At 38.2% G+C, this 11,928-nt stretch carries 13 protein-coding genes; 5 read left to right on the plus strand and 8 right to left on the minus strand.

All coding sequences use genetic code 11. The annotated features are described in order from the left end of the window. Both nosZ and DTA23_RS00515 read right to left on the minus strand, forming a co-directional pair. Positions 1–1,989, minus strand: a complete 1,989-nt coding sequence (gene nosZ / locus DTA23_RS00510) for a Sec-dependent nitrous-oxide reductase (RefSeq protein ID WP_083295916.1) — start codon at positions 1,987–1,989, stop codon at positions 1–3. Between the two features lie 59 nt (positions 1,990–2,048). Then, on the minus strand, positions 2,049–2,525 hold the full coding sequence (locus DTA23_RS00515) for a c-type cytochrome (RefSeq protein ID WP_070565751.1): 477 nt from the start codon (positions 2,523–2,525) through the stop codon (positions 2,049–2,051). A 262-nt stretch (positions 2,526–2,787) separates the two neighbouring features. Here DTA23_RS00515 and DTA23_RS00525 point away from each other — a divergent pair, with 262 nt between their 5' ends. Further along, positions 2,788–3,399: a Crp/Fnr family transcriptional regulator gene (locus tag DTA23_RS00525; protein WP_112373502.1), complete on the plus strand. Its 612-nt coding sequence runs from the start codon at positions 2,788–2,790 to the stop codon at positions 3,397–3,399. 44 nt (positions 3,400–3,443) lie between these two features. Beyond that, complete coding sequence (locus tag DTA23_RS00530; RefSeq protein WP_146752976.1) at positions 3,444–4,679, plus strand: hypothetical protein; 1,236 nt, start codon at positions 3,444–3,446, stop codon at positions 4,677–4,679. 108 nt (positions 4,680–4,787) lie between these two features. Here DTA23_RS00530 and DTA23_RS00535 read toward each other — a convergent pair whose 3' ends face one another. Continuing rightward, positions 4,788–5,234, minus strand: a complete 447-nt coding sequence (locus DTA23_RS00535; RefSeq protein ID WP_112373504.1) for a nuclear transport factor 2 family protein — start codon at positions 5,232–5,234, stop codon at positions 4,788–4,790. Positions 5,235–5,470: 236 nt separating this feature from the next. Here DTA23_RS00535 and DTA23_RS00540 point away from each other — a divergent pair, with 236 nt between their 5' ends. Next, complete coding sequence (locus tag DTA23_RS00540; RefSeq protein WP_075994675.1) at positions 5,471–5,926, plus strand: macro domain-containing protein; 456 nt, start codon at positions 5,471–5,473, stop codon at positions 5,924–5,926. A gap of 131 nt (positions 5,927–6,057) precedes the next feature. Here DTA23_RS00540 and DTA23_RS00545 read toward each other — a convergent pair whose 3' ends face one another. Next, on the minus strand, positions 6,058–6,504 hold the full coding sequence (locus tag DTA23_RS00545) for a nuclear transport factor 2 family protein (protein WP_083663515.1): 447 nt from the start codon (positions 6,502–6,504) through the stop codon (positions 6,058–6,060). Between the two features lie 277 nt (positions 6,505–6,781). Between DTA23_RS00545 and DTA23_RS00550 the strand changes: the two genes are divergently transcribed. Then, a complete protein-coding gene (locus tag DTA23_RS00550; RefSeq protein ID WP_112373505.1) occupies positions 6,782–7,453 on the plus strand; it encodes a hypothetical protein in 672 nt (223 codons plus the stop codon). Between the two features lie 630 nt (positions 7,454–8,083). Here the strand turns inward: DTA23_RS00550 and DTA23_RS00555 are convergent. The 4 genes from DTA23_RS00555 to DTA23_RS00570 all read right to left on the minus strand — a co-directional run bounded on the left by DTA23_RS00555 (position 8,084) and on the right by DTA23_RS00570 (position 10,954). Then, entirely contained in the window at positions 8,084–8,530 is a 447-nt protein-coding gene (locus DTA23_RS00555) for a nuclear transport factor 2 family protein (RefSeq protein WP_112373506.1), read from the minus strand. Between the two features lie 153 nt (positions 8,531–8,683). Continuing rightward, positions 8,684–9,862, minus strand: coding sequence for a putative Ig domain-containing protein (locus tag DTA23_RS00560; RefSeq protein ID WP_112373507.1), 1,179 nt, complete (start codon positions 9,860–9,862; stop codon positions 8,684–8,686). 110 nt (positions 9,863–9,972) lie between these two features. Next, positions 9,973–10,308 carry a hypothetical protein gene (locus DTA23_RS00565; RefSeq protein WP_075991470.1) on the minus strand — a complete coding sequence of 112 codons (336 nt, stop codon included), beginning with the start codon at positions 10,306–10,308 and terminating at the stop codon, positions 9,973–9,975. A 199-nt stretch (positions 10,309–10,507) separates the two neighbouring features. Further along, positions 10,508–10,954, minus strand: a complete 447-nt coding sequence (locus DTA23_RS00570; RefSeq protein WP_112373508.1) for a nuclear transport factor 2 family protein — start codon at positions 10,952–10,954, stop codon at positions 10,508–10,510. A gap of 189 nt (positions 10,955–11,143) precedes the next feature. Here DTA23_RS00570 and DTA23_RS00575 point away from each other — a divergent pair, with 189 nt between their 5' ends. Beyond that, positions 11,144–11,887: a CPBP family intramembrane glutamic endopeptidase gene (locus tag DTA23_RS00575; RefSeq protein ID WP_112373509.1), complete on the plus strand. Its 744-nt coding sequence runs from the start codon at positions 11,144–11,146 to the stop codon at positions 11,885–11,887. The last annotated feature ends 41 nt before the right edge of the window (positions 11,888–11,928 follow it).

Below are 11,928 nucleotides of genomic sequence, written 5' to 3' on the forward strand. Positions count from 1 at the left end.
TTAATTGGTCTTCTCTTGCGGTTGATTGGTTCCCAGACTATAAATCAACGGAACATTGTTTCCTTTTTTTGAGATACGGATATACCCCTGCATCTCTTGGTGTAACGCGCTACAAAAATCCGTACAGTAGAACGGGAATACACCTACTCTATCTGGAACCCATTTCAATGTCTGTGTCTCTCCCGGCATAATGAGCAATTCTCCATTCTTTGCGCCTTTGACAGCAAAGCCATGCGGCATATCCCAGTCCTGCTCAATATTGGTCACATGGAAATAGACTTCATCGCCTAGTTGTACACCCTCGATATTGTCCGGAGTGAAGTGTGAACGGATGGATGTCAGGTATACATGTACCTGGTTACCTTTACGTTCAACGCGTGCATCTTTGTCTCCTTTGGCAACAAATGGGCTGGTATTTTCTTCAATTTTAAAAATCTTCACACTTTTGTCTTTCACTTTCTCCGCTTTGATAGCTTGCGCATAATGTGGTTCACCAATGGTCGGAAAGTCTAACAACAATTGCATTTTGTCTCCCGAGATATCAAACAATTGGGCACTCTGAGCCAACTCCGGTCCTGTAGGGAGAAAGCGGTCTTTCGTAATCTTATTATAGGCGATGACATATTTGCCTTCTGGATTTTTGGTATCTCCACCAGGTATCATTAAATGGCCTGTTGAGTAAAATGTTGGTGTACGGTCGAGCACCTTTAAATCCTTAATATTCCATTTCACCAATTCGGAAGACACAAAGAATGACGTGATTGCATTTCCTCTGCCATCAAATTCTGTATGCAGTGGGCCCAAGCCAGGTTTTTGGACTTCGCCGTACAGCGCAGATTCGTATTTGATAATTGGGATACCACCGAATTTTCCTTCGAATTGTTTTTCCTGGATTGCTTTCTGCATCTTAGCGAACGAGAATACAGGTATGACCGCAGCCAGTTTACCCGACCCTACAATATATTCGCCTGTAGGATCAACGTCGACACCGTGCGGAGATTTTGGGCAAGGGATATAGTAGCATAGCCCCTCCAGCTCCTCTGCCTTCAATACGATCGTTTCTGTATTAAAAGATGTTTTTGCGGTATGTGATTTCTCGTCGTAAGTGTTATGGGCATACTTCAACCCGGTAACCTTTTTCCCTTTTCCGGCTTTCAAATACTCTTCGGCTTTTTTCCAGTTGACGGCCAATATAAAGTCTTTGTCATTTTTGGATGCATTGACCTCCAGCAATGTATTTGCCTGTTCGGTATTGTAGGTGGAGAAGAAGAACCAACCATGAGAAGTCCCTTTACCGGCTCGGCTCAGGTCATAGTTTACACCGGGTGTCTCAATCTGAAAAGCCAATTCCATGTTGCCATTATCCTTATTGACGCTGACAAAGCTCAATGTTCCGCGAAAATTCTTTTTAAAGGTATTGATAGGTACATCGCCCGACTCACCGTCCAGCGGAACCGAAAATCGCGTTCCTGCAACAACATATTCGGTATTTTCAGTAATGTACGGCGAAGAGTGGTTTCCACCGCTGTTGGGGAGTTCGAGTACTTCAGCCGTACGAAAAGTTGTCAGATCCACCCGGGCAATACGGGGTGTATTGTTGGCATTGACAAATACCCAGCGGCCGTCGTAGTTTCCATCGGTTTTCGAAAGCTGCACGTGGTGTAAATCATCCCAAGGTACATTGCCATGGGACGTTTCGAGCATCGGTTTAGTTTCTTCACTAAAACCCCAGCCCTTTTCGGGATCTAGTGAAAAAACGGGTATTACACGCAATAATCTGCCGGATGGAAGTCCATAAACGGAGAGCTGCCCACTAAATCCCCCGGATACGAAATTGTAGAATTCATCGTATTTCCCTGGGGCAACATATACCTTCTCAGCGGCATCACCACTCACGGCGGCTCCCGCTCCTTTGGGTTTACAGGCATGGAAAGTCGATAACATCGCGCTCGCCATTAGGCTCGTCAATATGTATTTTGTTAAAGTCATTCTATTCTTATTTTAAGGTTAATACCTATGCAGCTTTGTTGATTCTTATTCAGCTTTTATTATTTTACACCATCATTTTGTCGCATAAACTCCAATACCTTTCGGGCTTCCTCGTCCGTTAGATTTTGGTTAGGCATCCGGACCATGCATAGTTCAAGTTGCGCCTGTAATTCCGGATCCTTATCGATCATCGGATCAGGATTAGTGATAAAATTCATGATCCACTGTGGTTTTCTCCGTTGTGTCACACCTTTCCATCCTGGCCCGACTAGTTTCTCGTCGGTTAGCTTGTGGCAGGAAGCACATTTCAGGTCAACAATCAATTTTCCGGCTGCGGCCATTGGTGCATCCAAATGGTCAGCGATTTCCACTTTGTCAAATTTTCCCTCACCGCGGTGAGGATCATATCCACTGGCGTCATTTGCCGAAGCCCCAGATTCATTAACACTGTTGGCAACGGTCTTTTTCTCACCATTGTTTGAGGAACAGGAATAGATAAATAATCCCATCAAACAACATACAATTAGCTTTCTCATCTTATTTTGGTTTTGTGTTCAAACTTGATTGTGTTTTACTTAATCCAAAGGTATTATCGAAGCGTGTAGCCATTTTATGAGGCAAATCATAAAATGATTCCGGTGAGAACAAACCATCAATCAAAAACAATAAAACACTATATATAAACACATTAACACCATATTGATTTTCATCACTCATTCCCGTGATCAACATCAAGATCTATTTTGTGACACTACTATATCTTTACGCTGTGTAGTAAAAACTAACTTATATCGAACGATGATTCCAACCGCAATACTTCTCGAAAAGGGAGCGAGCAGCCTACATGCCGATATTGGTGAAATACTTTTTCATGAGGATAGCATGGCCACATTTTATTATCAGTTGTTAAGCGGGCGAGTTCGTCTTTCTAATTTCTTATCAGACGGTAGGGAGGTCCTCCACAATGTTATCTGTGCCAATGAGGGCTTTGGAGAAGTAGCGATATTGGACAATGGCGTTTATACAGTGACGGCAATTACCGACAGTTCATGTACATTACTGAAGATCAGTTCGAAAAAATTCATCGAAATCATACATGAATATGGTAACCTACATCGTTTGGTATCACAAAAGATGGCGCGCGAACTACACTTTAAACTCTTTATGATCAAATTAATTTACAATCGTTCACCGGAGGAGATCCTCTCCAATCTGATCCAAAAGTTAAATGAAAGCAAGAGACTCGTTTGTCAGGAATGCAACCGACTTATGCTTACGCGCCAACAATTGGCTAATATGACCGGGTTAAGAGTAGAAACAATCATCCGGACAATGAAGCAAATGGACAAGGAAGATAAATTGAACATTATCCGCGGAAAAGTTTTTGTTCCGGCCGATGGTATTGATTGAAGCTTGAAACAACGATGTTTCAGCTATCGGAAAGAAATCAACGTATGAATAAAATCAGTAGCTATTTAAGTATCAGGAAATGGATCGTCATCACCCTATTCAATTTACTTATTGTAGGTATTTTCGGGTTGATTATGCGCTTAAAATTTTTATTTCCCATTCCTTGGATCGACCAGAAAAACCTCATGCATGCGCATTCGCATTTTGCTTTTTCCGCCTGGGTATCCCAAGCTCTTATGATTTTTCTCATAATGACCGTTCTGGGAATAAAAACCAATCAGATTTTGTGCAGGAAATATCAGCATATCCTATGGGCTAATTGGACGGTTTCGATAGGCATGCTTATTTCCTTTTCAGCTGCTGGCTATAACCTATGTTCGATTATATTATCCTTTTTATCGATACTTGTCTCTTATTGGTTCTGCTTTCAATTAGTGCGGGATCTTAAATCATCGACGCTTCCTCCGGCCATTTCGATCTTAATTAAGTCGGCACTATTTTTCAATATATTTAGTTCACTAGGGACCTATTTTCTGGCATATCTCAAAGTGAGCCACCAACTGGATCCATTAAAACAGCTTGCATCAGTCTATTTTTATCTTCATTTTCAGTATAATGGCTGGTTTTTCTTTGGCTGTATTGCTCTGTTTGCCAGTTGGCTGTATAAACGTACTGGTAAAATACCAATAAGTCCGCGTTTTTCGCTCGTGTATGTCATGACTGTTATACCAACCTATTTCTTATCTGTTCTATGGTGGAAGGGTTTACCCCTGTGGCTATATATTATTATAGTCATTACAGTCGGATTGCAATTTGTCCTGTGGGGAACATTAGCACAACGAGTCGTCCGACTGGTCCGAAGCAATATTTCACTCCGCTTAAGCCCCGATACATCTAAAATTTGGTTATGTGTCCTGTTTGCCATTTTTCTCAAACTGATATTGCAAGGCATATCGGTCATACCTGCTCTGAGCCAACAAGCTTATGGATTTCGACCAATTGTTATTGCTTATCTTCACCTCGTCCTTTTGGTGGTAATATCACTCTTTTTAATTGGGTATGCTTTTCAGATTTGTATGTTAAAAATCGAAAAAGGCATTCACTATGGCGTTTATGGCTTACTTGTTGGAATCTTTTTGAATGAATTTGTGTTAATGTTGCAGGGGCTCGGTGGATTTATACATTATTCTATCAGGGGAACACATCATGTGCTGACGGTCGCTGCAGCTATTATTGTTGTCAGCCTCTACAGGATAACGCAAACCCAATTACGCAAATGATGCTATTAGCATAAGCCATGAGAGATGATCGATCATGAAATAGCTAGAAAATAAGCCACATCTCTCGACATGGCTCTACAACATTTATATATTTATTTGAGATGGCTCTTATTTATACGAATTGATCGATTTAGATACTTTCCAGTCATTACCTTCACGTACAAGAGTCACTAGGTCTGTTTTGGTAAAGTTTTCAAACGTCAACGTCACTTTGGCTACCATATAATCCGCCGACTCCTCAAGGATTTCGGTGCTTACCGTACAGTTTAGCTTTTCACCTTTTTGTTTTTTCAAGGATTTAACCACTTCGCTACGGCTGTTAGACTGCGCATTGGTAGCTTGGATCTTTTGACTAAAATCAGCTGCGAATAACTGCTCTACTCCTGCTGATTCCCCTTCAGTAGTTACCGCAACATAGTGCTCTAAAGCAAAATCTGCTGTGGAAAGGTTAATGTTAGCCTTTGTTGCTTTTGCTCCAGGTCCTTCAGCTGCCATAGCGAAAGTTGATACTGCGATTAAAGCTGCTGCTGCGAATGTTTTTACTAATGCTTTCATAATGTCTTTATTTTATTGTGTTAGTTCTGTTGTTCTTATTTGTTGACTCAAAACTACAACACAATAGGCTCCTAGCCTATCGGCTTTAGACTAACGATCGGGAAAACTCGGTGAATGGAGGGAATAGGGAGGTGAAGCAAGTTGCATTTCAGGATAATTTTGTTCATCTTCATCCTCCCAACAATTCGACTTCCAAGCTGAATGATTGGACTTTATTACGCATTAAAAAAAAGAAAATGGTCACATATCTAGATTCTGGAAATATATTCAATTTACCTGATGTAAAAAATTATGCTCATGGTTGTAATTGCGCTGGAGCAATGGGGAAAGGAATCGCTTTACAATTCAAAGAAAAATATAATCAAATGTATTTGGAATATAAAAAGCGTTGTAAAGATGGTGATTTCTCTCTTGGGGATGTTTTTTCTTACGACTATGGTGAAGGCACTGTTTTCAATCTTGGCACTCAAAAGACCTGGAAAACCAAAGCAGAACTTAAAGCAATTGAAGATTCTCTTCTCAAAATGCTTGTATATGCCCGCCAAAATGGCATCGAAAAAATAGCCCTGCCAAAAATTGGGGCCGGGTTAGGTGGTTTAGTTTGGGACGATGTAAAAGCTACTATTAACAGGGTTGCCAAAGATTATGATGATATTGATCTTATCGTTGTAGAAAATTATAGAAATATTTAAAAAAATAATTGACAATTAGTAGCAAGTGGACAAAACTAAAAAAGCCACATCTCACGACGTGGCCTTAAATAAACATATGATTCACTAGTGGTCTGCCTTTTTATAATTGACAAACCACCAGTTATTGGATACTACTTATATGAATTGATCGATTTAGATACTTTCCAGTCATTACCCACACGCTCCAAGGTAACTAAATCTGTTTTGGTGAAGTTTTCAAATTTCAACGTTACTTTAGCGACCATATAGTCTGCCGATTCCTCAATGATATCTGTGCTTACTGTACAGTTTAGCTTTTCACCTTTTTGTTTTTTCAAGGATTTAACCACTTCGCTACGGCTGTTAGACTGCGCATTGGTAGCTTGGATCTTTTGATTAAAATCTTCGGCGAATAACTGCTCTACTCCTGCTGATTCGCCCTCTGTAGTTACTGCAACATAGTGCTCTAAAGCGAAGTCCGCAGTGGAAAGGTTAACGTTTGCTTTTGTTGCTTTTGCTCCAGGTCCTTCAGCTGCCATAGCGAAAGTTGATACTGCGATTAAAGCTGCTGCTGCGAATGTTTTTACTAGTGTTCTCATAATGTCTTTTTTTATTGTGTTAGTTCTGTTGTTCTTATTTGTTGACTCAAAACTACAACACAATAGGCTCCCAGCCTATCGGCTTTAGACCAACGATCGGGAAAACTCGGTGAATGGCGGAAATGGGGAGGTGGAAGTTCTCGTTCAAAATATCGCTTCAATTGAGCTATATTTAAATAGGGAATTACAAAAGTCAATGGAGCATAAAACGAAAGGTATATTTTTAATAAGTCCTTACCTGCTCACCAATTGGACAGTTAAATAATAAAAAAATATCATGCGCAAAATAATAATCTTATTTACTTTCTTAGCCGTATTAGCCTTCCAACTTATTGGTAGCTGCTTTGCTCAAACCCGATATGTTGTATTTGATCAAGACAAACTAACCGATTCACTGGACGGGCATTTACTCTGCAAAAGAACATATGCAGAAATCAGATCCGACAGCACCAATTTCCCAGATTTAACTATTTATAACTTTCTGTTCAAAAAAAGCATAACTGATTATGATTCAAATCAAAAAGTATTTCAGAATTTTATAAGCTTTGAACGTGAAGGGAAAAGTTTACCCGTTGATATCTTAGTTACAATAACGCCGTTGACAAGGTCTAAATTTGAGCTAAAAAATATCTCGAAAGCCATTGTTAACAAGGATATAAACGTAATTTCTTTGGATAGCCTATTGCGAACCTCAGCAAAAGATATATTTTATGCGACTTATGCTCCTTTAGGTATTTTTTCAGAGACGCCATCACTCAACTTGAAAAGAACGGATTATAAAATCGTGATAAAGCGAAAAAATGAATATTTTCTAGTTGACAACGAGACCTTAACTGAATCCTATTTTATTGGTAATGGGTATATGGAGCCTTATAGAACCAATGCGGCGGGAATATATCCGCATAGTAAGAATTTTCAAAACAAAATTATCTTTCTGTTGAAAAGTTAAATACGCTAAAAGGGGGAATAATAAAAGATACTACCATAAATTTAAATAATCAAGGCCAAATTATAGCTATAGATAGATTTTGGACAAATGAACCTCACATTCCTTTTACAAAAAGTGCAGGTTTAAATAAAGGTAATGATTGGCATGCAGTAGAAGGAATTGGAGATTTTGAGTTCTATTGGGGCAATGGTATATTAAACGGTAATTTTTGGACTATTTTAAAAAAGCCAAGTTAAATTATATGCCCGATAAACAGCTCAATAGAAAACTGAACCTTTGGTATAAAACAAAGAAAATTAATGGGATACCATTCGAAGATTTTTTTAAAAACAAAGGTGTGAACAACTCAAACTTGAAATCAATGTTATAGTTATCAATACCCAATGTTTCATTGGCGTTATACATTGTAAATTCAATTATCTTAAAAACATTTGGTGACGAAACAAAAAGAGGAAACGATAGGAAATATAAAAATTACTATACAAATAAACGCTAAGATAAAGGGGCTGATGAAGAATCAGGCCCTTTTGACGTAAAAAAAGCCACATCTCACGACGTGGCCTTAATAAACATATGATTCACTAGAGGTCTGTAGTCTGCCTGAGCTGACAAACCACTAGTTATTAGATACTATTTATACGAATTGATCGATTTGGATACCTTCCAGTCATTGCCCACACGCTCCAAGGTAACTAAATCTGTTTTGGTGAAGTTTTCAAATTTCAACGTTACTTTAGCCACCATATAGTCTGCCGATTCCTCGATGATATCAGTGCTTACTGTACAGTTTAGCTTTTCACCTTTTTGTTTTTTCAAGGATTTAACCACTTCGCTACGGCTGTTATTTTGTGCATTGGAAGCTTGGATCTTTTGATTGAAATCAGCTGCAAATAATTGTTCTACCCCTGCTGATTCTCCCTTTGTGGTTACCGCAACATAGTGCTCTAAAGCGAAATCTGCGGTAGAAAGGTTAATGTTAGCTTTTGTTGTTTTTGCTCCCGGTCCTTCAGCTGCCATAGCGAAAGTAGATACTGCGATTAGGGCTGCTGCTGCGAATGTTTTTACTAGTGTTCTCATAATGTCTTTATTTTATTGTGTTAGTTCTGTTGGTCTTATTTGTTGACTCAAAACTACAACACAATAGGCTCCTAGCCTATGGGCTTTAGACTAATGATCGGGAAAACTCGGTGAGTGGCGGGAATGAGGAGGTGAAAAGTCTTATAGCAGTATTTACTTTTTTACGGTTATAATAATCTTATCGTCTGCCATATTTGAATATCGGTCTCTTGCTGAAAAAGTGAGTTCAAAGTCCCCCTCGACGGTTGGCAGCCCAGATAATTTCATTTGTTCTCTATCAAAATGCAGCCAATTAAGTTGGTTTTGGTTAATACTGTACACCAACCGTTCATCATCTATATCTTTAAAATAATTTTTTGGGACGGATATCTCGAATTTCCTTCCTATTTGAATTGTTGTATCAGAAAGAGAATTATAGACAAAAGGCTTAAACAGTTTTGAAGTATTAACCCAATATATATCAGATTCGGTTACTCCGCTTTCTCCAATTTGCAATCGAGTAAAAAACAGGAACTTATTATCAATAGTTACAAATGGTCTTCTGTCCCAATCTTTTGAATTTATTGTTGAATGAACAATTTGCGGCACAATCCAATTATTGTGTATATCGCGGTAACTGATATATAGATCGACTTTACTTTCATCGTTTGTATATCTACAAAAAATTATGTAATCCTCTTTTGGAGAAATAAATACACTTTCCTCATCATTTGGGGAGGCAAATTCCGGTATGATATCTGCGCTTGGATGCGCATTACCCACGAGCTTTGAATAGAATAAATCAGCGTTGTGGCAATTTTCCTTTCCCTCGCAATTTCTGTTGGATGAAAAATAGATTGTACCGTCATAAGTCATGCAGGCGTTTGCTTCCCTACTTGCCGAATTTATTGGAGCTTGTATCATATTTGGAATCCCCCACTCACCTTTAACTTTCTCAAGTATCCAAATATCTGTGGAGGCGTTGTCCTTTCCAGCATTACTTTGACTAAAAAGTAAGGATGTACCGCTAGGTGAAAAATAGGGTAAATAGACACACTTATTTCTTAATGGTTCGAAAACTACAGGTTTAGTCCACTTTTTGTTGATTATTTTAGCATGAAATATCGCTCCACTGAAATCTTCTTTATCGAGTATTCCAAATGCTAATTCCCCGCCATCAGGTGTAAATGAAATACCATGTTCCAGTCGGCCTTTTACTGAAATGGTACCTGGGGCAAAAACAATAGGGATAGAATCAGGGTAGGTTTGCCCAAAATAATCTACCGAATCGGTAATCGATTTACAACCAATTAATAGAAAGATTAGAATAAGAGGAATGATTATTTTAGTCATATATCCGAATTTACGAATGCTCAGGAATCATGCCCAACCAATCTATTCCATTATCTTTATGTACTCGCATCTTAGCATATTTTCTTCTTCTTATAAATACAGGTACATTTTTATTTCCGTTTTATTGCGGGTGGCAGCTCTTCGTAATAATCTTTTATATAACGACTAAATGGATCTCCTGTAAGACCGATACTATATTCAAATAAATCAAAATCAAATGTGAAAGAAACTTCCTTATCCAGAAAAACCTTATTCTTCTGGTAGAGCTCTTCGTCTATAAAATAACTGACATCTTTAAACAAGAAGGTTTCAGTAGTCACTTGATCCTGAAAAAGTTCATAAAATTTTTCATAAGGAATATGAGAGACATTTAAATAGCCAAAAACGTAATCGGCTCCTTTTAAAACAATTTGTAAATAAAGTTTATAATAATACTTTTCGGTCATAATTAATATATCCTTGTGGCAATACTCACTTCATAAAGAAAACTCATCATCACCCATGAATACTTAAAGTTAACCAAAAAGTCTGTCTTATACTTGAGCAAAAGAAAAAAGCCAGATCTCGCGACCTGGCCTTTAAACTAAACTTAAACATATGATTCACTAGTTGTCTGCTACCGAGCAGACAACTAATGATTAAATACTATTTATACGAATTGATCGATTTGGATACTTTCCAGTCATTCCCTACACGCTCCAAGGTAACGAGATCCGTCTTGGTGAAGTTTTCAAATTTCAACGTTACTTTAGCCACCATATAGTCTGCGGATTCTTCGATGATATCTGTGCTTACTGTACAGTTTAGCTTTTCGCCCTTTTGTTTTTTCAAGGATTTAACCACTTCGCTACGGCTGTTAGACTGCGCATTGGTAGCTTGGATCTTTTGATTAAAATCAGCTGCAAATAACTGCTCTACTCCTGCTGATTCTCCCTCTGTGGTTACCGCAACATAGTGCTCTAAAGCGAAGTCTGCTGTGGAAAGGTTAACGTTTGCTTTTGTTGCTTTTGCTCCAGGTCCTTCAGCTGCCATAGCGAAAGTTGATACTGCGATTAGGGCTGCTGCTACGAATGTTTTTACTAATGCTTTCATAATGTCTTTATTTTATTGTGTTAGTTTTTTATCTGTTCTTATTTGTTGACTCAAAACTACGACACAATAGGCCCTTAGCCTACGGGCTTTAGACTAACGATCGGGAAAACTCGGTGAGTGGCGGGAATGGGGAGGTAAAAAGAGAAAGTTTTTTGCTATCTTATAGTAACCCATTAGAAATATATCTTTATGCAATCTTATTTAAGATCTTTTTGGAAAAGTATCCTCGATTTCAATTGGAAGTTTGGGTTATTTCTAATTCTAATAATTTGTGTACCAAGATTTATTATGGTGCTCCATGCTAACCAATATGCCGATTATCGTTTTATTGGTTTAATAATGCTGGTATCATTTATTGTTCCTTTCATATTCTTAAATAAACAGGGAATTAAGGCTATTGGCTGGAACAAACCTGAAAGTTATAAGTGGTTATCCATAGCTTTTATTAGCGGTTGCTTGTATGCTTACCTGTTATTCCTCTTGGGTAAATACCTTTATCAGGACAGTTATCAAAACTGGTATGTATATATATCAAATTCCTATAAAATTCCCACAGATTTAACTGTAGAGGAAAAAAGGCAAATGTTCTTCATCATGGCTGGCACAGGAATGTTATTTAGCCCTTTTGGCGAAGAACTTTATTTTCGAGGAATAGTTCATGAAACCTTTGTTTCGAGATTCGGGAATCGTGGAGCATCAATACTTGATAGTTCGGCGTTTGCCTTAACCCATATCGCACATTTTGGATTAATATTCCTGCTCGACGGCTGGCATCTTCTTTTTATACCTACTCTCATATGGTGTTTTTCGATGTATTTTGTAAGCAGACTGTTTTACTTCTTTAAAGTGAAATCAGGAGCCATTTGGGGCGCAATAATTTGCCATTCAGCTTTTAACCTTAGTATGATTTATTGTATATTTTACCAGTTATAATATCAAAAGCGTCTAAAAATTTAGTAGAATCATATAGATTG

The organism is Sphingobacterium multivorum, assembly GCF_900457465.1.
Taxonomy (GTDB): domain Bacteria; phylum Bacteroidota; class Bacteroidia; order Sphingobacteriales; family Sphingobacteriaceae; genus Sphingobacterium; species Sphingobacterium multivorum.